Source organism: [Mycobacterium] fortunisiensis, from assembly GCF_019050325.1.
Lineage (GTDB): Bacteria > Actinomycetota > Actinomycetes > Mycobacteriales > Mycobacteriaceae > Mycobacterium > Mycobacterium fortunisiensis.
In genome coordinates this window covers 38015-62514 of record NZ_VOMB01000004.1, presented here as the reverse complement: position 1 = coordinate 62514, position 24500 = coordinate 38015, and the positions used below count along the sequence as shown (strand labels likewise).

Below are 24500 nucleotides of genomic sequence, written 5' to 3'. Positions count from 1 at the left end.
GCCTGCGACATGTCCTGCTGCGCATCTGGCTGGTGTGCTTCCTGGTTCTGGTCTGGGTGCTGTTGTGGGGCCACTTCACCGCGGCCAACGTGGCCAGCGGCCTCGCGGTGGCGTTGACCATCACCGTGCTGCTGCCGCTGCCCGCGGTGCCCGTCGAAGGTCGGCTTCATCCGCTGTCGTTGCTGAAACTCCTTGTGCTGGTGGTCTATTACCTGCTGATGTCGTCGTGGCAGGTGGCCTGGCTGGCGATCCGTCCCGGACCACCACCGAAGGTGGCAGTGCTGCGCGCCGACCTGTCCGCCCTGAAATCCGACCTCGTCCTGGCGCTGGCGGTCAACATCTTCAACCTGATTCCCGGCACCATCGTGCTGGAGATCGATCAGGCTCGACGCGTTCTCTACCTGCACGTCATCGACGCCGGATCGGAGGACACGATGTACCGGTTCCACCGGCAGGTCGAGCAGGTACAGCAACTGCTGGTGGCGACCTTTGAGCGGGACGAGGACTGGCGGCCGTCACCGGAGCGGGAGGCGGGGCACACATGATGACCGTCTGGATCGTCGCGGCGGTCATGCTGATCGCCGCTTCGGCGCTCACGATGTTCCGCGTGCTGGCCGGGCCGAGCACACTGGACCGTCTGGTCGCGCTGGACACCCTGATCGCGGTGGCCATGTGCGGCATCGGCACCTGGGCGGCCTTCAGCATCGACACCACGGTCACCTACAGCCTGACCGCGCTGGCGTTGATCAGCTTCGTCGGCTCGATCAGTGTGGCCCGGTTCCGGGTGCCCGACGTCGAGGAGCCCCCGGCCCGGCAACGGGTTCGGCGGGGACAGTGGGGACTTCACGGCCGCCGGGGGCCGCGATGAACTTTCTCGACATCCTCACCGCGGTGCTGATTCTCAGTGGATCGGCGTTGGCGTTGACGGCGGCCATCGGGATGGTGCGTTTCCCCGACACGTTGTCCCGCATGCACGCGGCCACCAAGCCGCAGGTTCTCGGCCTGCTGCTGGTGCTGGCCGGGGCCGCGATCCGGCTGCGCGGGCATGCCGACATCGGCATGGTGATCCTCACCGGGTTGTTCACGTTGATCACCGCTCCGGTGATCGCCAACCGCGTCGGGCAACTGGCCTACCGCGAGCAGAACATTCGCGACGATCTGCTGGTCCGTGACGACATGGCGGAGTTCGAGGAGACTGATAGCGATGACGAGAACTGACGACGACAGCTGGGACATCACCGAGAGCGTGGGCGCCACTGCGCTCGGGGTGGCGATGGCACGGGCGCGGGAGACCGCCGCCGAATCCCCCTTGTTCACCGACCGATATGCGCAGCTGTTCCTCGACGCTGCCGCCGAACGCGGCTGGCGGCCACCGGCCGGGGTGATGGCCGATCGGATCCGCGCCATCGGCAACTATGCCGCCTCCCGCACCAAGTGGTTCGACGAATTCTTCCTGGCCGCAGGCGCGGCGGGCATCCGTCAGGCGGTGATCCTGGCCGCCGGCCTGGACGCCCGCGTGTGGCGGCTGCCCTGGGTCCACGACACCGTGGTGTTCGAGATCGACCAGCCCCAGGTGCTGCGGTTCAAGCAGGAGGTGCTGGCGGCGCACCGGGTCACCGCCACGGCCGGTTACGTCGCCGTACCGGTCGACCTGCGCCAGGACTGGCCGGAAGCGTTGCGACAGGCCGGTTTCGACCCGAGCCGGCCGACGGCCTGGTCGGTCGAAGGCCTGCTGCCCTATCTGCCCGCCGACGCCCAGCACCTGTTGTTCGAGCGGATCGACGACCTGTCGGCGCGGGACAGCCGGATCGCGGTCGAGGCGTTCAGCGCCGACTTCTTCTCCGAAGAGCACCTGGCCCGTCGCCGCGAGCGCATCGAGCAGATGCGGGCCGAGTCCGCCGCGGCCGGTGAGGACATGCCCGATCCCGATCAGTTGTGGTTCATCGAGGAACGCGACGACGTCGGCTCCTGGCTGAGCGAACACCGGTGGGAGGTGTCGACGCTGCCGGCCGACGATCTGCTGGCGCGCTACCACCGCCCGCTGCCCGCGGACACCACCGAGGGCACCATGCTCACCGACTTCGTCGAAGGCATTCGGCTCTGACATCCCGGGATTTCGGTCGTACAAACGCGGGCCGGTTACTCGGACAGCTGGAACTCCACCATCGCGGTGACGGTGTCCACCGCTTCGCTGAGCACCTCCACGCGGGCGGCCTCCGAGGGAGCGGCCAACAGCGAGTAGCGGTCGGCCTGGCCCATCGGCAGCCGGGCGGCCAGGGCGTACAACCGGTTCTCCGGGTCCACCGCGGCGGATTCGACGATCTCGCGGCTGCGGATCGGCGTGCCCCGGGCCTCGCCGATCCGGTCCAGCAGCGCCACCATCCGCTCTTCGACCTCGTTGATGCGGGCGGCGGCGGCCGGGGCGTCGGCGTCGTCGGGCCAGGGCTCGATCTCGGCGCGCGGGTATGGATCGTCGTCGAGCCAACGCTGCACCCGGAACCGTTCCCCCATCACGCACAGCAGCCGGTACTTGCCCACCCCGAACTCGCGGCAGTCCACGATCTTCGCCCGCGCCCCGACGTCGCAGCGCCGGTCCCCGCCGCCGACCTCGCGGCCGGCCGAGATCAGCACCACCCCGAAAGACGGTTCCGGCATGGCCATACAGTGACCGACCATCGCCACATACCGGGGTTCGAAGATCCGCAACGGCAGTTCCTGACCGGGCAGCATGGCCACTTCGAGCGGAAACATCGGTGAGACCGTCATGGCGTCAGGATCGTCCTCGGTTCGGTGTTTGGTCAATCAGCCGCCGGATCAGCCGCCCGGTGTCTTCTCGTTGATCGCCTCGACCACGGTCGCGTCGCGGTCGGCCAGCACGCATTTCACCCTGATGTACGAGATCCACAGGAACGGGTTGCGCTTCATCCCCGCGTAGCCGTTCTCGCCGAGCAGTTCAACCATGCCGAGCTGGGTCGATTCATCCAGACCGACGTATTCGCGGCACGTGGTCGACATGCCGTTCGGTGGCGGGGTGGCGGCGACCCCACCGGTGCGTGGGCCCGGCAGCGACGGGCGCGACGGTTCGGTAGTCCAGCTGGGGGTGCGTTTGGTGGTCGTCGTGGACAGGCCGGTCTGGTCGGGATCGGCCATCGGTGTGCCGGCGGTGGTGGTGCTACAGCCGGTGAGTCCTACGCCCAGCGCGATCCCCAACCCGAGCATTGCCGCCACAGCCCACCGGTACATGACCCTCATCCCTACAGTTGGAGTTCACCGACCAGTGCGTCCACAACCTCACGCAGGTCGCCGTCGTTTTCCTCGGCCACCCGCCGCTGACGTTGATAGGAGGCGCCGCCGCGGTAGATGTCGGTGACCGCCGCCAGCTCGTCGGCACATCCCAAGGACTTGGCAACCGGTTCAAGGTGATTGAGCAACTCATCAAGATCCTCGGTGACCAACCGCTCGTTGCTGTCGGCATCCAGGATGATCACCGCGTCCAGGCCGTACCGCGCGGCCCGCCACTTGTTCTCCTGCACATGCCAGGGCGGCATGGTCGGCAACTGCTCACCGGCGTCGAGGCGGCGGTCGAGATCGACGATCAGGCAGTGCGTCAGCGCCACCAGGGCACCGAGCTCGCGCACGTTGGAAACCCCGTCGAAGATCCGCACCTCGATCGTGCCGAGGTGCGGTGACGGCCTGATGTCCCAACGGATCTCGTTGAGATGGTCGATGATGCCGGTCTTCTTCTGGTCGTGCACGAAACCTTCGAACTCGGACCAGGTGTGGAACTGGAAGGGCAGGCCCGCAGTGGGCAGCTGCTGGAACATCATGGCCCGGTTGCTGGCGTACCCGGTGTCCTCCCCCTCCCAGAACGGGGACGACGCCGAGAGCGCCAGCAGGTGCGGGTACTGGTTGAGCAGCGAGGAGATGATCGGCATCACCTTGTGCGCCGAGGAGATCCCGACGTGCACGTGCACGCCCCAGATCAACATCTGCCGGCCCCACCACTGGGTGCGCTTGATCAGCTCCGCGTAGCGCGGCGCGTCGGTCAGTTGTTGCGCCGACCATTTCGCGAACGGGTGGGTGCCCGCGCAGAACAGCTCCATGCCGCGGTCGTGCACGATCTGGCGTACCGGGCCGAGCGTGCTGCGCAGATCGTCCATCGCCTCACCGGTGTTGTCACAGATTCCGGTGACGATCTCGATGGTGTTGCGCAGCAGCTCTTTGTGCACGTGTGGGCTCTCGCCCACCTCGGCGATCACCTCGGCGGCGCCGTTGCTCAGGTCACGGGTGTCGGCGTCGACGAGAGCGAACTCCCACTCGACGCCGACAGTTGGCCGGGGCGACCCGGCGAAGTCGATCCGGCTGTCAGCCGGCGCCGATGACACCGCACGCCACCCGACTGCCGGCATCGCCGGTAGCCAGCGTCGCCTGATCGGGGCCGGGTGCGCCGCCAACCACCTGCTGGTACTTCTCCGGCGGGATGTTGGCGAAGTTGTCCGCCTTCTCGTGGATGATGATGGCGGTCTTGGCGCCGGCCTGCAGATCCTCGGCGGTGAAGGCGTCCGTGGTGGTCACCAGCTTGCCCGAACCGTCCGCGCGGACCTGCAGCGAGCTCAGGTCACCGCTGGAGGGGTGACCGCTGTGGCCGGTCACCTGGAAGTGGCCGCCGGCCGAGTTGAAGTCGCCGGGTGCGCCACCGGTGGGAGCCACCGAGTTGGCCTCGCACTTGCCCACCGAGTGGATGTGCAGGCCGTGGAATCCGGGGGCCAGCTTGCCCGGCGCGGTCGTCTCGACCGTCACGGTCGCGAATCCGTCGGCGAACTGGAAATCGGCCGTCGCCACCGAGGTCCCGTCGGCGGTCTTCAGCTCGGCGGTCAGCGTCTCGCCGCCGGTGGTGCCCTGGGCACCGTGACCACCGCCGTGCTCGCCGGGCGCGGCCGACGGCGACGGCGATCCGGTCCAGATCGCCGGCGTGGTGCCGGGCGCGTCGGACGGCACTTGACCGGGCGGGCTGCAGGCGCTCAGCGCGACAACAGGGGCAGCGAACAAGACGGCAACACTGACGGGCTTCAGCATGGCCCAAAGCCTAGCCGGTGACGACCACGATCACGCCCGGTGGTTGCTCGAGAAGTTCCGGACGGCGGGGTTCCACCGGTGCGTGCAGCACCTTGCCCGCATTTTCGGCGGCTTCCTTCTCATCGGGAGTGTCGCCGTAGAACACCGTGGTGCCGTTCACCCCGTCCATGGGGTCCAGGTTGCCGGTCTCGGTGACGTTCCAGTGCGACTCGCGCAGCTGGTTGGCCGCGGTCTCGGCGGCACCGGCGACGTCGGAGATGTTGTACACCCGCACGTCGGCCTTGACGTCGGCGGCCGGTGCGGCCTTTGCCGACGTCTTCGTGGTGGTGGTCGCCGACGTGGTGGCCACGGGCGACTGCTGCTCGGCAGAGTCGTCGTCCGAGCCGATCGCCTGGAAACCGACCAGCAGGAACACCACCCCGAGGAACAACAGCACCATCACCATGGCGCGCAGGGGTAGCCCGGAGGAGTCTCGCTGATTCATCGCCACCACTGTATCGAGCGAGCCGCCCGATCCCACATTGCGTGACCGTTAGGTAGTGATATCGAAGCCGAGCCGCCGCGCGGCCCGCGCCTTCTGCCGGGTCGCCCGCATCCGGCGCAGACGCTTGACCAGCATCGGGTCGGCGGCCAGCGCCTCGGGCCGGTCCACCAATGCGTTGAGCACCTGGTAGTACCGGGTTGCCGACATGGAGAACAGCTCTTTGATTGCGTCTTCCTTGCTGCCCGCGTACTTCCACCATTGGCGTTCGAACGCCAAAATGTCGTGCTCGCGCCGAGTCAGCCCATCGCCCAGATCAGAGTCGTCCCCGGATTGCTCAGTCCGCGCCATGGCGCCGTCCATATTGCTCCCTGGACCCTTCCGACACGTGAAAAATTACATCGCTGTGGTTCGGCGATTATTCAACCACGGCTTGCTGGCTCCGGGTGACACATAAACCCGCGAGTCGGCTCACATAAGCTTTTCCCTCATGGCCGTCGTACCGATATGCATCGTCGGAGATCCCGTTCTGCACACGCCGACCGAGCCGGTGCCGGTCGGCCCGGACGGTTCGCTGCCCGCCGATCTGCCCGAGCTCATCCAGACCATGTTCGACACCATGGACGCCGCGAACGGGGTTGGCTTGGCCGCCAACCAGATCGGCGTACCCAAGCGGTTGTTCGTCTATGACTGTGCGCCGACGCGGGGCCAGACGACGCGCCGCCGCGGGGTGGTCATCAACCCGGTGCTGGAGACCTCCGACGTGCCCGAGACGATGCCGGACCCCGACGAGGACGAGGAAGGTTGTCTGTCGGTTCCGGGCGAGAATTTCCCGACCGGCCGGGCCGACTGGGCCCGGGTCACCGGGCTGGACGCCGACGGTTCGCCGGTCACCCTGGAGGGCACCGACCTGTTTGCCCGGATGCTGCAGCACGAGACCGGACACCTCGACGGGTTCCTCTACATCGACCGGCTCGTGGGCCGCTACGCCCGGGCCGCGAAGAAGACCGTCAAGCGCAACGGCTGGGGCGTGCCCGGCCTGTCCTGGATGCCCGGCGAGGTTCCCGACCCGTTCGGTCACTGATGCCCGGCCTGCCCGCCCTCGGCTCCCGGGTCAGCCTGCGCTACCGGCTGCCGGCCGGGTCGGCCAAGCCGTTGACCGACGTCATCGGGCATCTGGAACAGCGGGAGCCGACGGTGCTGATCCGCACCAAGGACGGCGACCTCGTCGAGGTGATGCCGGGCGACGTCGTCAGCGTGCGCGAGCTGTCCCACGCCCCGGTGCGGGCCTCGGAGATCCGGGCGCTCGAGCATGCCGCGGCGTCGGGGTGGCCGGGGGTGGAACAGCACTGGCACCGCGGCTGGCTGCTGCGCGCCGGGCATGGCGTCACCAGCCGGGCCAATTCGGCGCTCCCGCTCGGCGTGTCCGCGCAGATCGCCGATCTGGACGCGGTACGTGACTGGTACCGCGAACGTGGCCTGCCGGCCTGGTTGGCCCTGCCCGAGCGGCTGCTGCCGATCCGCACCCCGGGCGTCAAGCCGGCCCGGGTCATGGTGCGTGAGCTGCCGGCCCCTCCCCCTTCCTCTTCCAATGTCACGCCGGCGCACCCGTCGTCGTCGAGCGTCACGCTGGCGCAGCAACCGGACCCGCAGTGGCGCCGGATCTACGAACGCGACGTCCCCGTCGATGTGCTCACCGCCGTCATCGACGGACAGCTGACCTTCGCGACGGTGCCCGAGCGCGCGGTCGGTAGGGGCGCGGTGACGACGGCCCCGGACGGCAGCGCCTGGCTGGGGATCTCCTCGGTCCGGGTCTCCCCCGGGCATCGCCGCCACGGCCACGCCCGGACGGTGTGCGAGGCCCTGCTGGCCTGGGGTGCCGGGCTTTCGGTCGCGCGGGCCTACGTCCAGGTCGAGGTCGGCAATCACGAGGCGATCGCGCTGTACACGTCGCTCGGTTTCCGGCTGCACCACCAAACCCGTTATGTGGCAGCCGAGGATGTCCTCGGTTCCGGGTGACACGTACCCTCTACTCTCATGCGCCTGGCCACCTGGAACGTCAACTCGATCCGCACCCGAGTGGACCGGGTGGTCGACTGGCTGGAACGGGCCGACGTGGACGTGCTGGCCATGCAGGAAACCAAGTGCACCGACGCCCAGTTCCCGATGATGCCGTTCGCCGCACTGGGCTACGAGGTGGCCCATGTCGGGCTCAACCAGTGGAACGGGGTGGCGATCGCCTCGCGGGTCGGCCTGGAGAATGTCGAGATCGGGTTCGACGGCCAACCGACCTGGAGCAGCAAACCCGAGGAAGAGGCCGCCGCCGAGGCCCGCGCCCTGGGTGCGACGTGCGGCGGGGTACGGGTGTGGAGCCTCTATGTGCCCAATGGCCGCACACTGGCCGACCCGCACTACACCTACAAGCTGGATTGGCTTGCCGCCCTGCGCGATACCGCTGCCGGATGGCTGAAAAGCGAGCCGGAGCAGCCGATCGCCCTGGTGGGTGACTGGAACATCGCGCCGGCCGACGAGGACGTCTGGGACATCGCCGCGTTCGAGGGCAAGACGCATGTCTCCGAGCCCGAGCGGGCCGCGTTCCGGGCCATGCACGACGCCCAATTCAGCGATGTGGTGCGGCCTTTCACGGAAGGCCCCGGGATCTACACCTACTGGGACTACACCCAGCTGGCCTTCCAGAAGCGCCGCGGTATGCGTATCGACTTCATCCTCGGCTCCCCCGGCCTGGCCTCCCGCGTCACCCACGCCGAGATCGCCAAGGATGAGCGCCGCCCCAAGAAGGGCACCACCGCGCCCAGCGATCACGCCCCGGTTCTGGTGGAGCTGAGCTGAGCCGGCCGGCTACCGCGCCGACGCGGTGATGATCTCCACGGCTTCGGCCACGCTGTCGGTGCAGTGCAGCAGGGCGAGGTCGGACTCGGAGATCTTCCCTTCGGCCAGCACCCGGTTGCGGATCCAGTCGATCAGCCCCGACCAGAAGTCGACGCCCAGCAGGATGATCGGGAACTCGGTGACCTTGTGCGTCTGCACCAGGGTCAATGCCTCGAACAGCTCGTCCAGCGTGCCGAACCCGCCGGGCAGGCACACGAACGCCTGCGCGTATTTGACGAACATCGTCTTGCGGACGAAGAAGTAGCGGAAGTTGATCCCCAGGTCGACCCAGTGGTTCAGGCGCTGCTCGAAGGGTAATTCGATGCCGAGGCCGACGGAATAGCCGCCCGACGCGCTGGCGCCGCGGTTGGCCGCCTCCATCGAACCCGGGCCGCCCCCGGTGATCACCGCATAGCCCGCCCGCACCAGTGCGGTGCCCAGCTCCTCACCCAAGCGGTACTCCGGCGAATGCGGTTCCGTGCGGGCCGAACCGAAAACCGTGACCGCCCTCGGCATCTCGGCGAGCGCGTCGAAACCGTCGACGAACTCACCCTGGATGCGCATCACGCGCCACGGGTCGGTGTGCACCCAATCGGTGGGGCCGCGCCGGTCCAGCAGGCGCTGGTCGGCGGTCGTGGTGGCGCAGCGGTCCCGGCGCAGTTGTACCGAGCCGCGAATCTGGAGTTCGGTGTCGTCGTTCTCGGTCACGACGGCTTCACCCCCACGGTGATGACGTCGGAGATCGGCGTCCACACCGGCCGGCGCACCCGGTGCTGCTCGGCCACGGTGAAGCCGGCCGCCTCGAACAACGCGCGCATCTCCTGCTCGGTGGGGCTGTGTGCGGGGGCACCCAGGTCGGCCGACAGCGCGTGCAGCGGCAGGAAGGTCCGGCGGGGGCTCATCGTCGTGACCGCCACCATGCCGCCGGGTGCCAGCACCCGAGCGAACTCGGCGAGCGCGGCGGGCTGGTCGAAGAAATGGAATGCCGAGGTCGTCACCACCGCATCGAGGAAGCCGGCCTGGAAGGGCAGTTCCTCGGCGGGGGCCGACATCCACCGCACCCGGTCCGAACGCTTGCCGGCCTGGGCGAGCATGCCGGCGGACATGTCCAGGCCGTAGACCTCGTCGGGGCGCAACTCGCGCTCGATCCGATCGGCCAGAATACCGGTGCCGCAGGCGATGTCGGCGATCGTGCGGGCGCCGCGCTGCTGCAGCTGGGCGATCACCTCGTCCTGGGCGGGTCGGTACACCCACCGTTGGAGGCAGCCCTGGTCGTAGGCCGGTGCGGCGAAACTCCAGAAGCGCGTGATGGCGTCGTTGAATCCGCGGCGCTGGGTGGTGGTCACGGCCCGAGTGTAGGCGCGGCTACGACGGCTCAGGCCTCGTTGTCGGCGCCGGCCGCTCAGGCCTCGTTGTCGGCTCCCGCCTCCGTCCCATACCGGCCTGCGCTGAACAACGACGCCACTGCACCGATCACCATCATCACGGCCGCCGCGGTGAACACCACCGTCAGACCGGAGTGGAACGGCTCGGTGATCAGCTGTGGGAAGAACGTCTGCCCGGTGATGACGTCGGCGTTCACACCTGGCTGATGCAGCGCGTCGTAGGGCGCGAGCAGTTCGGCCATCGGGTTGTAGCCCAGGAAGGCCGCGAACAGGCTGCCGACCGGGGGCAGATTGGCCACCTCGTGGGCGACCGAGGCCGAAACACCTTGCTGCGTCAGGCCGGTGGTCAACGCCGCGGGCAGGGTGTGGGCCAGCCCGACGATCATCAGTGAGAAGAAGATGCCGATCGACAGCGAGTTGCCGGCGTTGAAGAACGTGGACCGCACGCCGGAGGCCGCGCCGCGCTGATCGGCCGGAACGCTCGACATGATGGCCGCGGTGTTGGGGGCGGTGAAGATGCCGCCGCCCAGGCCGTTGAGGAACACCAGGAGCGCGAACACCCAGTAGTCGAAGTTGACCGGAATGAGCAGCAGCGCCACGAAGGTGGCCGCCATCAGCAGCATGCCGCCGACGGTCAGCGGCCGCGCGCCGATGCGGTCGGACAGCGATCCGGCCAGCGGCGCGGCGACCAGGAACCCGATGGTGACCGGCAGCAGGTAGATGCCGGCCCACAGCGGGGTGGATTCGAAGCTGTAGCCGTGCAGCGGCAGCCAGATGCCCTGCAACCAGATGATGAGCATGAACTGCAGCCCGCCCCGGCCCACCGAGGACATCAGCCCGGCCAGGTTGCCCATCCCGAATGCGGCCGATTTGAACAACCGGATGTCGACCATCGGCGAGGACACCTTCAGCTCGACGACACAGAACGCCACCAGCAGCAGCAAGCCGACGGCGATGGAGCCGAGCACCCACGGGCTGGTCCAGCCGGTGGTCGAGTCGCCGTAGGGCTGGATGCCGTAGGTGATGCCGATCAGCAGCACGGTCAGGCCCAGCCCGAAGGTCAGCGTGCCGGCCCAGTCGAGCCGTCCGGCGGTGCGGACCCCGAGTTCTTTCAGCGAGCGGTAGCTCCAGATGGTACCGAGGACGCCGATCGGCACGCCCACCCAGAAGACGGCCTTCCAGTGCCACTCGGACAGGAAGCCGCCGATCAGCAGGCCGAGGAACGAGCCGGCGACGGCGGCCACCATGTTGGTGCCCAGTGCCATCCCGCGCTGGTTGGCCGGGAAGGCGTCGGTGAGGATGGCCGACGACGAGGCCATCAGCATGGCGCCGCCGACACCCTGGACCACGCGCCAGCCGATCAGCCAGACCGCTCCGCCGCCGAGTTGGAACGGGTCGAAGGACAGCGCGATCGCGGCCGCGGTGAAGACCACGAAGCCGAGGTTGTAGATGCGGACCCGGCCGTACATGTCGCCGAGCCGGCCGAACGGGACGACGAGCACCGCGGTCACCACCAGGTAGCCCATCAGCATCCACAGCAGGTAGCTGACGTTGCCGGGAGCCAGCGGGTTCAGCCCGATGCCGCGGAAGATGGCCGGCAGCGAGATCAGCACGATCGAGGCGTTGATCGAGGCCAGCAGGATGCCCAACGTGGTGTTGGACAGCACCACCCATTTGTAGAACGGGTGGTCGTGATCCATGCGTTTACGCCGGTCAGCGGTCTCGACCTGGGCGGCGTCGGCACCCTCGGCGTTCGTGATCTCAGTTGTCATCAAGTCTTCGCTCTGGTTATCAATCGGAAGGCGCAGGCCCCAACATGTTCAAAACGCATATATTAGCTATACAAATCATGTGCGGGCAATCTGAGCGGGCTTTTCGGCTGCGCATCGTCCAACGCAGCTCGAACCCTCGCAGAAACTGTGGGCCGGCGATCGCGCCGTGAACGAGCGGAGAATCTACCAGGCCTGTCGGGCGGCAAGTCCGGTCTCCCTTTGGGTCGCAACACTATTCACGCTGATTAGACATGCTCTAAGTGTCGGGTTGCAGCCACCTGATGACTGCAACCCGCGGCGTAAGCGCCTCGAGGGTCCAGAGTCCGGTGTGCATGCGCACTCGCAAGTAAGGCCTGTCCCCACGAAACATGACCGTTACTACCCAGCGGAGTACATCTGCGCTAGGTTGGGGCCTGCAAACCACACGCGGGAGTGCGCACGGAGCGCACTGAGAGGACGGGTAGTCCCGTCGACCGTACGAACCTGACCGGGTAATGCCGGCGTAGGGAGATGAAATGAGTAATTCTGTTGTCGACCCATCCGTGACCACCGGTCCGATCACCGGGAGCACCAAGGTCTATCGCGAACTCACCCATGACGGCACGGCGATGCAGGTGCCGTTTCGCCGGGTGAACCTCACCAACGGTGAGCATCTCGACCTGTACGACACCTCGGGTCCCTACACCGACGACGATGCGGTGATCGACCTGGCCGCGGGTCTTCGGCCGCGCCCCAACGTGATCCGTGACCACGGCACCCAGCTGCAACGCGCCCGGGCCGGGGAGATCACCGCCGAGATGGCGTATATCGCCGAGCGCGAGGGGGTTTCACCCGAGCTGGTGCGTGACGAGGTGGCCCGCGGGCGCGCGGTCATCCCGGCCAACCACAACCACCCCGAGATCGAGCCGATGATCATCGGCAAGGCGTTCGGCGTGAAAGTCAATGCCAACATCGGCAATTCGGCCGTCACGTCCTCGATCGCCGAAGAAGTCGACAAGATGGTGTGGGCCACCCGCTGGGGCGCGGACACCATCATGGACCTGTCCACCGGCAAGGACATCCACCTGACGCGGGAGTGGATCCTGCGCAACTCCCCGGTCCCGGTCGGCACCGTCCCGATCTACCAGGCACTGGAGAAGGTCAACGGCGACCCCACCAAGCTGACGTGGGAGATGTACCGCGACACCGTGATCGAGCAGTGCGAGCAGGGTGTCGACTACATGACCGTGCACGCCGGGGTACTGCTGCGCTACATCCCGCTGACCGTCAAGCGGGTCACCGGCATCGTGTCCCGCGGCGGGTCGATCATGGCGGCCTGGTGCCTGGCGCACCACACCGAATCGTTCCTGTACACCCACTTCGAGGAACTCTGCGAAATCCTGGCCCGATACGACGTGACGTTCTCCCTCGGCGACGGGCTGCGGCCCGGATCGATCGCCGACGCCAACGACGAGGCCCAGTTCGCCGAGCTGCGCACCCTCGGTGAGCTCACCAAGATCGCGAAATCCCGTGGCGTGCAGGTGATGATCGAAGGTCCGGGCCATGTCCCGATGCACAAGATCGTCGAGAACGTGCGGCTGGAAGAGGAATGGTGCGAGGAAGCGCCGTTCTACACGCTGGGCCCGCTGGCCACCGACATCGCTCCGGCCTACGACCACATCACCAGCGCGATCGGGGCGGCCATCATCGCCCAGGCCGGCACCGCGATGCTGTGTTACGTCACCCCCAAGGAGCACCTGGGCCTGCCCGACCGCAAGGACGTCAAGGACGGGGTGATCGCCTACAAGATCGCCGCGCATTCCGGTGACCTGGCCAAGGGCCATCCCCGGGCGCAGCAGCGCGACGACGCGCTGAGCAAGGCGCGGTTCGAGTTCCGCTGGCACGATCAGTTCGCGTTGTCGCTGGACCCCGACACCGCCCGCGAGTTCCACGACGAGACCCTGCCGGCCGAACCGGCCAAGTCCGCGCACTTCTGCTCGATGTGCGGCCCCAAGTTCTGTTCGATGCGCATCACACAGGACATCCGCGACGCCTATCCCGACGGTGTGCCCGACGACATCGCCGAAGGCATGGCGGCCAAATCCCAGGAGTTCGCCGACCACGGCAACCGGGTCTATCTACCCTTGACGACGTGAACTACTTGCCGTTGACGCCCGTGGGTGAGGCACCGCTACGGGTGACGACCATCGCCGGGTCCGACTCCGGCGGTGGTGCCGGGATCCAGGCCGACATGCGCACCTTCGCCATGCTCGGCCTGCACGGCTGCGTCGCGGTAACTGCGGTGACGGTGCAGAACTCGGTGGGCGTCAAGGGGTTTCACGAGATCCCCCTCGACGTGGTGGCAGGCCAGATCTCGGCAGTGACGTCCGACATCGGCATCCAGGCGGCCAAGACCGGGATGCTGGCCTCCTCGGAGATCATCACCACGATCGCCGAGACCTGGCGGGCCGAGGGACTGGCCGGGACGGTCCCGCTGGTCGTCGACCCGGTGTGCGCCTCGATGCACGGCGACCCGCTGCTGCACCACAGCGCGCTGGACGCGTTGCGCACCGAGCTGTTCCCGCTGGCCACGCTGGTCACGCCGAACCTCGACGAGGTGCGGTTGCTGGTGGATATCGAGGTCGTCGACGAGGCCTCACAGCGGGACGCGGCACGCGCGCTGCACGCGCTGGGCCCGCAATGGGCACTGGTCAAGGGCGGGCATCTGCGGTCGTCGTCGGACAGCCCCGATCTGCTGTTCGACGGCACCGAGTTCCACGAGTTCGCCGCCCCGCGGGTCGACACCGGTAACGACCACGGCGCCGGCGATACCCTCGCCGCGGCCACGGCTTGCGCTTTGGCACATGGTTATTCGGTTCCACAGGCGGTGGAGTTCGGCAAGGCCTGGGTCACCGAATGCATCCGGGCCGCGTATCCGCTGGGGCATGGCCACGGGCCGGTGAACGCGCTGTTCCGGTTGCAGCGATGAACCTCGAGAGGATCGCGGGCGTCGCCCATGAACCTGACGGACCGGTCCGGGGCGTCGTCGTCCTCACTCACGGCGCGGGCGGCAACCGCGACTCTCCGATGCTGGTCAAACTCTGCGACGAGTGGGCCGCGCGCGGCTGGCTGGCCATCCGCTACAACCTGCCCTACCGGCGGCGCCGGCCCAAGGGCCCGCCGTCGGGATCGGCGGCCGGCGACCAGGACGGCATCACCGAGGCAATCGCGCTGGCCCGCACGCTGGCCGATGGCCCGGTGATCGCGGGCGGGCATTCCTACGGCGGGCGGATGACGTCGATGGTGGCGGCAGACGGCGACACAGACGCGCCCGACGTCCTCACGCTCTTCTCCTACCCGCTGCATCCGCCGGGCAAGCCGGAACGCGCCCGCACCGAACATCTGCCCCGCATCACGGCGCCCACCGTGTTCACCCACGGCACCTCCGATCCGTTCGGTTCGATCGACGAGCTCACCGCCGCCGCGGCACTGGTCACCGGACCCACCGAGCTCGTCGTCATCGAGGGCGCCCGGCACGACCTCGGGTCCAAAACGGTCGATGTGCCGGTCCTCGCGGTGGATGCGGCGCTGCGGGCAGTCGATATCGTCGAACCATGACCTACCCGCCCCACGGTTACCCGCCACCCCCGCCGCAGCCGTATTCGCAGCCGCAGCCGGGGGCGCCCGGCAGTTTCCCGGCGCCGCCGAAGAACTCGTCGGCACTCAAGTGGGTGTTGTTGGCGGTCGTGGTGGGGGTCGCACTGGTGGTTGCGGCCGGCGCGGTGTTCTATCTGGCCCGCGACCGCGGCGCCACCGAGGCCAGCCAGGTCCGGGCGGGCGAGTGTCTGGCCGAGGTGCCCGACAGCAGCCGCGTGCTCTACGTCAAGACGGTGGGTTGCGATCAGCCGCACCACGGTGAGGTGTTCGCGGTCCTGACGCTGCCCGACGGGGATTTCCCGGGTGACGCCGCGGTGGTCGAGTACACCGACAAATGCGGGCCGGCGCTGGCCGGGTACGCCCCGGACGCCGCCCACGATTCCGGGATCCAGCTGTTCGTGCTCTACCCCACCGCGGATTCCTGGCAACGCGGCGACCGCACGGTGACATGCGTTGCCACCAGCAAAAACCCTCGATCGGGGAAAATAGGGTAACGCGCTACTCTAGGCCGCCCAGATCGGCCGGACCGACACTCGACGCATGGTCGAGATCCAGCAGGCGCCGGCGACAACATCGTTGCCCCTGGCACCACGTAATCCCCTGCCGTATCGGCAGCAGATCCAGGCCCTACGGTCCATGATCGACGGGCATCAGAAATTGCGTGACGCGGGCGGCACCGTCACCCGGCTGGTGTTCGGCCCCAAATGGATGGTGCCCGAAGCGCTGCTGATCACGTCGCCGCAAGGTGCCCGCGATGTGCTGAGCCGGCCGGGAGCAGTTTCCGACCGCGGCCGGACTCGCGGCATGGTCCAGCTACACCAACTGATGGGCGGCAACCTGCTCGATCTGCCCCACGAGAAATGGCTACCCCGGCGGCGCACGATTCAGCCGATGTTCACCAAGCAGCACGTGCCCCGGTTCGCCGGGCACATGGCCGAATCCGCCCAGTCTCTGGCCGATGGCTGGACTGCCGGCCAGACGATCGATCTGGACGCCGCGTGCCGGACGCTCACCCTGAGGGCGCTGGGCCGGTCGGTGTTCGGTGTTGACCTTGACGGCCGGGCCGAGGAGATCGGTCCCTCGCTGCGCACCACGCTGAGTTGGGTTTCCGATCGCATGGTGCGCCCGGTGAACCTGCCGCAGTGGGTGCCGACCCGCGGGCAGCGACGGGCCCAGGCCGGCAACGCCGCGCTGCACCGGCTGGCCGCCGAGATCCTGGCCGCGGTCCGCGTCGATGCCGGTGTCGACGCACCGCTGGTACGCGCGTTGATCGAGGCCCGCGACCCGGAGACCGGAGGGCGGCTCACCGATAGCGAGATCTGCGATGAGTTGGTGCTTTTCATACTCGCCGGGCATGACACGACGTCGACGACACTGAGTTACGCACTGTGGGCCCTCGGCCGTGATCCCGACATCCAGGCGCGGCTGTACGACGAAGTTGCCGCACTGGGCACCCGCACGCTGGTCCCCGAGGACGTGCCTGCACTGCCGTACACGGTGCGGGTGTTGCACGAAGCGCTACGGCTGTGCCCGCCGGCGGCCGGTACCCAACGGGCTTTGACCGAGCAGACGACGGTCGACGGCTTCCGGGCCGAAGCCGGGACCATCGCGATCGTCAACTTCTATGCCATGCACCGCGATCCGGCCCTGTGGGACGACCCGCTGACGTTCGACCCGGACCGGTTCAGCCCCGAGCGGTCGGTGGGCCGAAACCGTTGGCAGTACCTGCCTTTCGGCGGTGGCCCGCGGTCCTGCGTCGGCGATCACTTCGCCATGCTGGAGGCGACGTTGGCGCTGGCGACCATCGTGCGCGAGGTTTCGGTGACGTCCTTGCACGACGACTTCCCGGTGGTGACCCCCTTCACCGTCATCGCCGCCGAGCCGATCCCGGCCCGCGTCACCAGACGGAGTGCGCCGTGAAGTTCGTTCCGTTCCGCCCGTAGCCGGCCCCAGCCGGGTCTACGCTGGCGGTTGCCGCGTGCGTGCGGTGGCGCGGCGGGAAGGCAGGAAACTGGCCCATGAGCGCTCCATCCGATAACAGCTGGCCTGCGCTACGGGTGTCGGATTGGGAGCCCACCCGCGACACCCTGCACATGTGGACGCAGATCGTCGGAAAGATCCGTCTGACGTACTCCCCGCTGCTCAACCACTGGTGGGAAGTGACGCTGTATGCGACCCCGCGTGGATTGTCGACATCGTCGATTCCGTATCGAAACCGGTTGTTCGACATGGAGTTCGATTTCATCGACCACGTGCTGGCGATCCGCACCAGCGACGGTGCGGCGGCCACCGTCGCATTGGCGCCCAAATCGGTCGCCCAGTTCTACGCCGAAACCTTGGGTGCGCTCGATCAATTGGGAATCGAGGCGCGAATCCATGCCAGGCCCAACGAGGTCGAACCCGCCATACCGTTTGCCGAGGACCACCTACACGCATCCTACGATCCCGATGCGGCCAACCTGTTCTGGCGCCAGCTGATCCAGGCGCACCGGGTGATCAGCGAATTCCGGGCATATTTCATGGGCAAGGTGAGCCCCGTACACGTCTTCTGGGGTTCGTTCGACATGGCCTGCACCAGGTTTTCCGGCCGGCTCGCCCCCGAACATCCCGGTGGCGCCCCCAACTGCCCCAACAACGTGATGGTGGAAGGATATTCGCGCGAGCTGAGCAGTTGCGGTTTCTGGCCGGGCGGTGGCGAGGAGGGCGCGTTCTACGCCTACGCCTACCCCGAGCCGAAAGGGTTCGCCGATTACCCCGTCAGCCCGGCCGCGGCGTTCTACAGCCAGGACTTCAAACAGTTTCTGCTGCCCTACGAAGCGGTGCGGAGGTCGCCCGATCCGGACCTCGCCCTGATGGAGTTCCTGCAGACCACCTATGCGGCTGCGGCCGACCTGGCCGACTGGGACCGCGACGGCCTCGAGTGCGATCCGCGGCGCTGGAGCTGACCCCTCGACAAAATACCCGGTACCTGCGGTACTGTCTGGAGTATGGCACCGCGGCATCATGAGGCGATCATCGTCGGCGCCGGCTTCGCCGGGATCGGCGCCGCCATCCAGCTGAAGCGGATGGGCATCGAGGACTTCGTGATCCTGGAACGCGAGGACGATCTGGGCGGAACCTGGTACGTCAACCACTACCCCGGTCTGGCCGTCGACGTGCCCACCACGACCTACTCGTATTTCTTCGAGCCGAATCCGAACTGGTCGCGGCTGTTCTCCACCGGCACCGAGATCAAGCAGTACGCCGACGACGTCGCCGACAAGTACGACGTCCGCCGGCACATCCGGTTCAACACCGACGTCGAGGGCGCCCACTGGGACGAGGAGGCCGCGCTCTGGCGGGTGGCACTCGGGGGCGGCCAACAGCTGAGCACCCGGTTCCTGTTCACCGCGACCGGTTTCCTGTCCCAGCCGCACACCCCCGACATCCCAGGTATCGGCGACTTCGAGGGCACCGTCGTGCACACCACCGACTGGGCCGACGACTTCGTCGCCGACGGCCGCCGGATCGCGATCATCGGGACCGGCGCCACCGCCGTGCAGCTCATCCCCGAGTTGGCCCGCACCGCTGCGGATCTGACCGTGTACCAGCGCACCCCGATCTGGGTGGTGCCGAAGGTCGACCTCAAGTTCGGGCCGCGGATCCGCACCCTGTTCGACCGGATCCCGCTGACCCAGCGGGCCGTCCGCGCCGTCACCGACGCGATCTACGCGTTCATGGTGGACACTGCGGTACTCAAGCACCGGTACTTCCGCCGGTTCAACATCGCCGCGGCCGACCTGGCGAAGCTGCACCGGTTCGCCTCGATCCGTGACCCGGAGCTGCGCCGCAAACTGACCCCGGACTACGACTTCGGTTGCAAACGCCCGACGTTCTCCAACAGCTACTACCGCACGTTCACCAAACCGCACGTGCACCTGCAGGCCGACGGAATCGAGCGCGTCGAGCCCGACGGGATCGTCAACGCCGACGGCAGCAAGACCGTCATCGACACGCTGGTCCTGGCCACCGGGTTCGATTTGTGGGAGGCCAACTTCCCGGCCATCGAAGTGATCGGGCGCGAGGGCCGCAACCTCGGGAAGTGGTGGCGCGAAACCCGGTTCCAGGCCTATCAGGGTGTCTCGATGCCGTATTTCCCGAACTACCTGAGCCTGGCCAGCCCATATGCGTTCCTGGGTCTGAACTTCTTCAACACCATGGAGTATCAGATGCACCTGATGGACCGGCTGTTCGGTGAGGTGCGGCGCCGCAACGCCACCACGTTCGAGGTGACCGAGCAGGCCAATGCCCGCTACCTGGACCGGATGACCGAGGCGTTGGGGGACTCGTTGTTCACCCTCGGTAATTGCGCATCGGCACGGTCGTACTATTTCAATCCGGCCGGTGAAGCCACGCTGCTCCGGCCGATGACGACCCGCCGGGCCGTCACAGAAGCTTCACAATTCCCGTTGAGCGACTACACATTTGCCTGATCAGGAAGGATCACACATGGCAGAGGGCAAGAACTCCAAGCTGGCCACCCTCGTCGGTCTCGGAGTCGCCGGCGCCGGTATCTCACATTTTGTGAAGCCGCAGCTGTTCGAGTCGATCACCAAGCCCGCGTTCCCGAGGGACACGCAGAAGCACATCTACACCAACGGCAGCATCGAGACCGCGATCGGCCTGGGCCTGCTGCTCCCCAAGACCCGCAAGCTGGCCGCGGTGGGGACCGTCGGCTACCTGGCCTACCTGGCCGGCAACGCCGTCCGCAACCGGTAGCGGCCCAGCAGCGTCATATCGACCATGACCGCGACGACGGCCCGGGCCTGCTCGGAATTCTGATAGTTCATGAGCCGGCCCAGGTCGATCACCAAGGCCATCGCCGCATGCACGGCGAACCGAGCCTGCCCCGCACTCCAGCGTGGGCGCACCGGCATGACCACCTCCACCCAGGACTCCACGGCCGCGCGCTGCAGATCGCGCAGGATCTTCTGGTCGGCGGGCGTCATGTTCAGGCGCTCGGTGTAGTAGACGTAGTCGAGTTCGGGGTGGTCGAACGAGCGGGCCACGTAGTCGTCGATGAGCGCGCCGAGCGCCTGCTCGGGATCGTCGGCCGCGCTCAGCAGTTCAGCCATGTCGGCTGACAGCCGGTCGGCGGCCCGGCGGAACCCGGCGGCCAGGATGTCGGCTTTGCCGGAGAAGTAACGGTAGATACCCGACGCGGGCATGCCGACGGCGGCGGCGATGTCCTCCATCGTGGTGTCGCGGTAGCCCTTCAGATTGAACAGCCGCATCGATTCGGTCAACAGCGCTTCGTATTTGGTGACGCTTGCCGTGGGGGGCGGCGTCGCAGGCGGATCGGCCGGGGCAGGGAACTCCGGCAGGTCGGCGGCGAGCACGGTGTCGCAGATATCGGCCAGCAGGGCTCGGATCTGACCGGCGGGCAGCTTGGAGCGGTGGTCGACGACGCTGCCGATCACGCCCAGCACCGCGGTCGACAGCGTCCAGCGTTCATGCGAATCCAGTTCGGGCCGCAGTTGCGTCAGGGGCCGATGGATCCGACGATGCACCGTGCGCACCTGTGCATCGAGGGTGCTCTGGTCGTCGCCGCGCAGATAGCGCGCCTCCCAGCGGTACAGCCCGCCGGATTCGCGGTTAACCAACGCGGTGTCGCTCAGCGCGGCGACGAGCCGGCGCAACTGCTCGCGCGGGTCCCCGTCGGCCTCGTCGGCGAAGGCGGTTCCGTCAACCAGTTGCTGGCTGAGGTTCAGCACGGCGTCGCGAAACAATTCGTACTTGCTGGAATAGTGCCGATACAACGCGGGCGCGGAGATCCCCACCCGCGAGGCAATGGCCTCCATGCTCACACCGTGGTATCCCAGAGCGCTGAACGACTCCGCCGAGGCGCGCGCTATCTGGGCCTTTCGGTCCTTGGGCCGACGTCGCACACCATTGGCACCACTGTCGATGGACCGGGGCGAGATGCGCGCCATTCCGTCACCATAACGGAGGAACCAGCCCGGTCAAAATGGCAGTTGGCCGCAGAATAGCCGTTAACATATGTGGCGTCGGGGCGGGATGGGAGGTGCGGTGGTTGCCAGTGCCACAGCGTTGCTGGCCCACCGCACCGCCCATATCTGGTGATCGGTACCGTTTGGTCAGGCACGCACACCGACGTCTGCATGACCTGAAGGGGAATCGTGAGTTTTCGCGCCATCTACTTGGGGATAGCCGGGATCATCGTCCTCGGCATCGGGCTGTATGTGATGAGCCTGCCGGTCTACCTGGACGATTTCGATCAGTTCGGGATGCAGATCCCCTGCGGCTCCGGATACTCGGCCCACCTGGTGCAGGCCACGGCGGCCGGCCAGGAGTACGTCGACAAATGTGGGTCGGCCCTGACGACGCGCCGGTTGTGGGCGATCCCGATCGTGGTGCTGGGCGCGCTGGCGGTGATCGCCGTGCTGGTCCGGGCGGCCACGTCCTCGGCGCACGAAAGCCTGTTGCCCAAGCGCGACACCCACTAGGCGCGTTCGGAGGCTGAGCTAGACCGGGTCGAACGACGAGATCAGCCACTTCCCGTCAACTTTCGTCAGCCCGACCTTCACCGCACTGGCCGCCTGAGCGGGCTGCGGGTTGTCACGGCTGGTCGTGGCCTGGTTCAGGTAGACCAGTACCTCCGCGGAGTCGGACTGCACCCGGATCGGGGCAGCGCGAACCACCGAGGCGGTGGCCTCGATGTCTTTCTGTTTGGCCGCAGGCGCCACGAACTGATCCGCGAACTGGCTGTAGTAGGTCAGGAACTCACCGGTCAGCCGCGACCGGGCGGTGGCGAAGTCCTGATCCAAACTGTCGGGGGCATAGGACAATATCGCCGTCGAACCTTCCGATGCCGCCTCGACGACTGCCGTGGACGCTGCGACAGCCCCGTGGTCCACGCGGTACACACCGAAATAGAGGGCCGCCAGCGAGCCCGCCGAGGCCAGCAGCAGGCCCGTCACCGCGATCAGTCGCCATCGCCGTGCGATTCGGCCAGGCCACCGCAGCGAGGCCTCGGATCGCTGTTCGGCGAGGTCCGGTTCGGCCTCGACACCGACGGTTTCCTCGGTGTCCGACTCGTTGTCGATCTCGGCTGCTGCGATCGTTGTGCTCACGGGACGAATTCCACCTTCGACATCTTGATCTGGCTCCCGTCATCGACCATGGTGAGGCTCAGACGCCAGTTCCGCGGCTGCTGGTCCGCCCCCGCGGTGTTACTCACCGTGGTCGCCGAACTGACGAGGACGACCGCGGTGTCGGCGTCCATCGATTGCACCGCAGCGGCCTGCGCCGTGGCTTTCGTCGACGCTTTCGAGTCCTGTGCGGCCTTGACGAGATCCTCGGCCGAAGACTCGATATCCTCCTTGAAGCCTCCGGTCGAGTTGTCGATGATCTGCCGCACGTTGTCCTTCGCGGTGGCGCTGTCGATGGACATCAAGGTGACGGCGGCTTGCGATGCCGCGGCCGCGAACTCCGCTCGGCGCTGCTGTTCGCGGTCGACCTGCTGGTGATCCCAGACCAGGTACCCGTTGGCAGCCAGCAGTGCCCCGCTGACCAGGATCGCCACGCCACCGAGCACCGTCACGAGTTTCGGACGCCACCTGCGCTTCTCGCTTGGCTCGTCCTGATCGGAGCGGCTGAATAACCGCATGTGCACCTCCGGTTGGGCTCGACCGGTCACGGCCGATATGACTGCTGCCGCACGGTAGTGCCACCCGAATCGGCGTCGGCGGCAATCTCCCACCCATCGGGCAGCTCAGTTTTCGGACCGCGAGTGCTCACCAGCTCCGCAGGGAACACAACGCCCCTTGAGTCCCGGAAGCACGGTCGACGACGACTCCGTTCACGGCCAACTCGCAGCTCAGGGTTCGCTCAGACGGCGGAGCCAGTCCCGCCGTGGTGACGGTGACCATGGCCCATTTCATCGGGTCGGCCAATGCCACCTCGCGGACCCACGGCCGGCCCGGATCGAGGGCGACATCGACCTTGGGACTGAACTGATACGGATTGTGGCTGTAGTCCGCCCATGTCGGCGGGTCGACTTCGCGGAAGTAGATGCCGGCACTGGTCGGCTGATCGACGCTGACGGTGTAGGTCACCCGATAGGGCGCCACCGCTTCGTCGGCGTGCGCCGGCCCCGCTACTGCAATCCCGGCACCGACTGCTGCCATGGCGACCAGCGCGCTCACCCGACCGTCAGGTGTCACCACGAACCCACCTGCCCGCCACACAGCTCAAGAGCAGCCCGTCGGGCGCCTGGGCGACCGTGCTTTCCGATCCGGTACACGTGGTGTTCTCCTGACGGATGCCTTTCAACGGCGGCGATCGGAAGTAGCGGGGCTCGTATCGGCGCGGCGACCCGCAGAACACCAACCGCCCCCACGAGGTGGTGCCGAAGACGAAGTGGGTGGTGTTCGAGCAGGGCGCACCGAGTACGGCGCCACCGGCAATCCCTGGTACACACGAGGGTTCGCTACAGATATCGGGTTGCGCGTTCGCCGGCGCCGGGTAGGGCGTCAGGACCGCCGACATGATCGCCACACTCAGCAGACCGATCCTGGCCGCCACCGGTACCCGCACGAACGACACTGTGCCACGGCAAAATCCGACTGCCGTCGCGCTGCCCGCTGGATGGGACATTGTCCGTCAAAACCCGGCTGAAGTTGGACAGTGAAAGCTGCCACGGCGAGCGCCGGGGAGGCGATGTGCAAAGGAGTTCATCATGCGGGTGTCCAGGGCAGTCATCGGCGCCGGTGTTTTGGCCGCCGTCGCGATGAACGGACCCAACAGCCCGGTCGCCGGCGCGTCCCCGGATTGGGGACTCAACGGCACCTACGTCGCCACCTCCAACGGAGAATGGGCGAAGACCAACGATGTCTTCCACGACGAGGCGAGTATCCGTGGCACCTGGACGATCGCCACGACCTGCAGCTACCCCACCGAGTGCACCGGCACCGTGCACACCGACTGGGGCTGGAGCGCACCCATCTACATGAAGAGCGGCGTCTGGTACGTCAAGAAAACAGTCGACAACTGGCAGCCGTGTCCCGACGGGACCGCCGGGCCCGGCCTGCAGGTGTACCGGTTCTTTCCGTCCAACGCCGACGCCACCGCCACCGACCCGACGTCGACGACGCTGCTGGGTGAGGATTCGACGACCGGTGTCAGCGGGACGTGCGGGAGCAGCAACGTTCTGTTCATCACGATGCCGTTCAAATTGGTCAAGGTCGACTGACCCGTTCG

31 protein-coding genes and 1 riboswitch are annotated in these 24500 nt (G+C 67.3%); of the genes, 17 read left to right on the top strand and 14 right to left on the bottom strand.

What is annotated here, in order from left to right; translation table 11 throughout:
- Positions 1–2 precede the first annotated feature (2 nt).
- From FR943_RS03285 to FR943_RS03270, 4 genes are read left to right on the top strand one after another with little or no spacing between them, the layout of a single operon-like run.
- Positions 3–545, top strand: coding sequence for a Na+/H+ antiporter subunit E (locus FR943_RS03285; protein WP_217154972.1), 543 nt, complete (start codon positions 3–5; stop codon positions 543–545).
- Positions 542–868: a monovalent cation/H+ antiporter complex subunit F gene (locus FR943_RS03280; protein ID WP_217154886.1), complete on the top strand. Its 327-nt coding sequence runs from the start codon at positions 542–544 to the stop codon at positions 866–868. Before FR943_RS03285 ends, FR943_RS03280 begins: the two co-directional genes overlap by 4 nt.
- A complete protein-coding gene (gene mnhG, locus FR943_RS03275) occupies positions 865–1218 on the top strand; it encodes a monovalent cation/H(+) antiporter subunit G (protein WP_217154885.1) in 354 nt (117 codons plus the stop codon). Before FR943_RS03280 ends, mnhG begins: the two co-directional genes overlap by 4 nt.
- Positions 1205–2104, top strand: a complete 900-nt coding sequence (locus FR943_RS03270) for an SAM-dependent methyltransferase (protein WP_217154884.1) — start codon at positions 1205–1207, stop codon at positions 2102–2104. Before mnhG ends, FR943_RS03270 begins: the two co-directional genes overlap by 14 nt.
- A 35-nt stretch (positions 2105–2139) precedes the next feature.
- On the opposite strand, the gene FR943_RS03265 is transcribed toward FR943_RS03270, so the two are convergent.
- The 6 genes from FR943_RS03265 to napA are packed head-to-tail and all read right to left on the bottom strand — an operon-like array spanning position 2140 to position 5920.
- Complete coding sequence (locus tag FR943_RS03265) at positions 2140–2766, bottom strand: LON peptidase substrate-binding domain-containing protein (protein ID WP_217154883.1); 627 nt, start codon at positions 2764–2766, stop codon at positions 2140–2142.
- Positions 2767–2814: 48 nt separating this feature from the next.
- Positions 2815–3243, bottom strand: coding sequence for a DUF3558 domain-containing protein (locus FR943_RS03260; RefSeq protein ID WP_217154882.1), 429 nt, complete (start codon positions 3241–3243; stop codon positions 2815–2817).
- A gap of 11 nt (positions 3244–3254) precedes the next feature.
- Complete coding sequence (locus FR943_RS03255) at positions 3255–4385, bottom strand: glutamate--cysteine ligase (protein ID WP_308170440.1); 1131 nt, start codon at positions 4383–4385, stop codon at positions 3255–3257.
- The gene (gene sodC / locus FR943_RS03250; protein WP_217154880.1) at positions 4366–5076 is read right to left on the bottom strand and encodes a superoxide dismutase[Cu-Zn]; all 711 of its coding nucleotides are present in this window, start codon (positions 5074–5076) and stop codon (positions 4366–4368) included. Before sodC ends, FR943_RS03255 begins: the two co-directional genes overlap by 20 nt.
- Positions 5077–5086: 10 nt before the next feature.
- The gene (locus FR943_RS03245) at positions 5087–5560 is read right to left on the bottom strand and encodes a LytR C-terminal domain-containing protein (RefSeq protein ID WP_217154879.1); all 474 of its coding nucleotides are present in this window, start codon (positions 5558–5560) and stop codon (positions 5087–5089) included.
- 48 nt (positions 5561–5608) lie between these two features.
- A complete protein-coding gene (gene napA / locus FR943_RS03240; protein ID WP_217154878.1) occupies positions 5609–5920 on the bottom strand; it encodes a nucleoid-associated protein NapA in 312 nt (103 codons plus the stop codon).
- Between the two features lie 127 nt (positions 5921–6047).
- On the opposite strand from napA, the gene FR943_RS03235 reads away from it, so the two are divergent.
- From FR943_RS03235 to FR943_RS03225, 3 genes are read left to right on the top strand one after another with little or no spacing between them, the layout of a single operon-like run.
- Positions 6048–6641, top strand: coding sequence for a peptide deformylase (locus tag FR943_RS03235; RefSeq protein WP_217154877.1), 594 nt, complete (start codon positions 6048–6050; stop codon positions 6639–6641).
- Positions 6641–7576, top strand: a complete 936-nt coding sequence (locus tag FR943_RS03230) for an N-acetylglutamate synthase, CG3035 family (RefSeq protein ID WP_217154876.1) — start codon at positions 6641–6643, stop codon at positions 7574–7576. The genes FR943_RS03235 and FR943_RS03230 overlap by 1 nt, the downstream gene beginning before the upstream one ends.
- Before the next feature lie 18 nt (positions 7577–7594).
- The gene (locus FR943_RS03225; RefSeq protein WP_217154875.1) at positions 7595–8407 is read left to right on the top strand and encodes an exodeoxyribonuclease III; all 813 of its coding nucleotides are present in this window, start codon (positions 7595–7597) and stop codon (positions 8405–8407) included.
- Positions 8408–8416: 9 nt separating this feature from the next.
- Here the strand turns inward: FR943_RS03225 and FR943_RS03220 are convergent, their stop codons facing one another.
- The 3 genes from FR943_RS03220 to FR943_RS03210 are packed head-to-tail and all read right to left on the bottom strand — an operon-like array spanning position 8417 to position 11603.
- Entirely contained in the window at positions 8417–9154 is a 738-nt protein-coding gene (locus tag FR943_RS03220; protein WP_217154874.1) for an LOG family protein, read from the bottom strand.
- Positions 9151–9792 carry a class I SAM-dependent methyltransferase gene (locus FR943_RS03215; protein ID WP_217154873.1) on the bottom strand — a complete coding sequence of 214 codons (642 nt, stop codon included), beginning with the start codon at positions 9790–9792 and terminating at the stop codon, positions 9151–9153. The genes FR943_RS03220 and FR943_RS03215 overlap by 4 nt, the downstream gene beginning before the upstream one ends.
- A 56-nt stretch (positions 9793–9848) precedes the next feature.
- Complete coding sequence (locus FR943_RS03210; protein WP_217154872.1) at positions 9849–11603, bottom strand: MFS transporter; 1755 nt, start codon at positions 11601–11603, stop codon at positions 9849–9851.
- 416 nt (positions 11604–12019) lie between these two features.
- Positions 12020–12130: riboswitch (TPP riboswitch) on the top strand.
- On the opposite strand from FR943_RS03210, the gene thiC reads away from it, so the two are divergent.
- From thiC to FR943_RS03170, 8 genes are all read left to right on the top strand, one after another.
- Positions 12119–13738, top strand: coding sequence for a phosphomethylpyrimidine synthase ThiC (gene thiC, locus FR943_RS03205; RefSeq protein ID WP_217154871.1), 1620 nt, complete (start codon positions 12119–12121; stop codon positions 13736–13738). (Overlaps the previous riboswitch by 12 nt.)
- Positions 13735–14571, top strand: coding sequence for a bifunctional hydroxymethylpyrimidine kinase/phosphomethylpyrimidine kinase (thiD, locus tag FR943_RS03200; protein ID WP_217154870.1), 837 nt, complete (start codon positions 13735–13737; stop codon positions 14569–14571). Before thiC ends, thiD begins: the two co-directional genes overlap by 4 nt.
- Positions 14568–15200, top strand: a complete 633-nt coding sequence (locus tag FR943_RS03195) for an alpha/beta hydrolase family protein (RefSeq protein WP_217154869.1) — start codon at positions 14568–14570, stop codon at positions 15198–15200. The genes thiD and FR943_RS03195 overlap by 4 nt, the downstream gene beginning before the upstream one ends.
- Entirely contained in the window at positions 15197–15733 is a 537-nt protein-coding gene (locus FR943_RS03190; RefSeq protein WP_217154868.1) for a septum formation family protein, read from the top strand. Before FR943_RS03195 ends, FR943_RS03190 begins: the two co-directional genes overlap by 4 nt.
- A gap of 46 nt (positions 15734–15779) precedes the next feature.
- Positions 15780–17159 carry a cytochrome P450 gene (locus FR943_RS03185; RefSeq protein WP_217154867.1) on the top strand — a complete coding sequence of 460 codons (1380 nt, stop codon included), beginning with the start codon at positions 15780–15782 and terminating at the stop codon, positions 17157–17159.
- A gap of 98 nt (positions 17160–17257) precedes the next feature.
- Positions 17258–18184 carry a DUF5996 family protein gene (locus FR943_RS03180; protein WP_217154866.1) on the top strand — a complete coding sequence of 309 codons (927 nt, stop codon included), beginning with the start codon at positions 17258–17260 and terminating at the stop codon, positions 18182–18184.
- Positions 18185–18226: 42 nt separating this feature from the next.
- Positions 18227–19711, top strand: a complete 1485-nt coding sequence (locus FR943_RS03175; protein WP_217154865.1) for a flavin-containing monooxygenase — start codon at positions 18227–18229, stop codon at positions 19709–19711.
- A gap of 16 nt (positions 19712–19727) precedes the next feature.
- Entirely contained in the window at positions 19728–19997 is a 270-nt protein-coding gene (locus FR943_RS03170; RefSeq protein WP_217154864.1) for a DoxX-related protein, read from the top strand.
- Here the strand turns inward: FR943_RS03170 and FR943_RS03165 are convergent.
- Positions 19964–21211: a TetR/AcrR family transcriptional regulator gene (locus FR943_RS03165; RefSeq protein ID WP_217154863.1), complete on the bottom strand. Its 1248-nt coding sequence runs from the start codon at positions 21209–21211 to the stop codon at positions 19964–19966. The genes FR943_RS03170 and FR943_RS03165 overlap by 34 nt on opposite strands.
- A 207-nt stretch (positions 21212–21418) precedes the next feature.
- Here FR943_RS03165 and FR943_RS03160 point away from each other — a divergent pair, with 207 nt between their 5' ends.
- Positions 21419–21745, top strand: coding sequence for a hypothetical protein (locus tag FR943_RS03160; protein ID WP_217154862.1), 327 nt, complete (start codon positions 21419–21421; stop codon positions 21743–21745).
- 18 nt (positions 21746–21763) lie between these two features.
- On the opposite strand, the gene FR943_RS26715 is transcribed toward FR943_RS03160, so the two are convergent.
- The 4 genes from FR943_RS26715 to FR943_RS03140 all read right to left on the bottom strand — a co-directional run bounded on the left by FR943_RS26715 (position 21764) and on the right by FR943_RS03140 (position 23789).
- Positions 21764–22372: a twin-arginine translocation pathway signal gene (locus FR943_RS26715; protein ID WP_217154861.1), complete on the bottom strand. Its 609-nt coding sequence runs from the start codon at positions 22370–22372 to the stop codon at positions 21764–21766.
- On the bottom strand, positions 22369–22908 hold the full coding sequence (locus tag FR943_RS03150) for an Rv1363c family protein (RefSeq protein WP_217154860.1): 540 nt from the start codon (positions 22906–22908) through the stop codon (positions 22369–22371). The genes FR943_RS26715 and FR943_RS03150 overlap by 4 nt, the downstream gene beginning before the upstream one ends.
- Before the next feature lie 127 nt (positions 22909–23035).
- Positions 23036–23467, bottom strand: coding sequence for an Rv2576c family protein (locus FR943_RS03145; protein ID WP_308170439.1), 432 nt, complete (start codon positions 23465–23467; stop codon positions 23036–23038).
- A complete protein-coding gene (locus FR943_RS03140; protein WP_217154970.1) occupies positions 23454–23789 on the bottom strand; it encodes a hypothetical protein in 336 nt (111 codons plus the stop codon). Before FR943_RS03140 ends, FR943_RS03145 begins: the two co-directional genes overlap by 14 nt.
- Before the next feature lie 190 nt (positions 23790–23979).
- Between FR943_RS03140 and FR943_RS03135 the strand changes: the two genes are divergently transcribed.
- Positions 23980–24492 (top strand): Rv2253/PknI dimerization domain-containing protein, encoded by a 513-nt coding sequence (locus FR943_RS03135; protein WP_217154859.1) that lies wholly within the window; start codon positions 23980–23982, stop codon positions 24490–24492.
- The last annotated feature ends 8 nt before the right edge of the window (positions 24493–24500 follow it).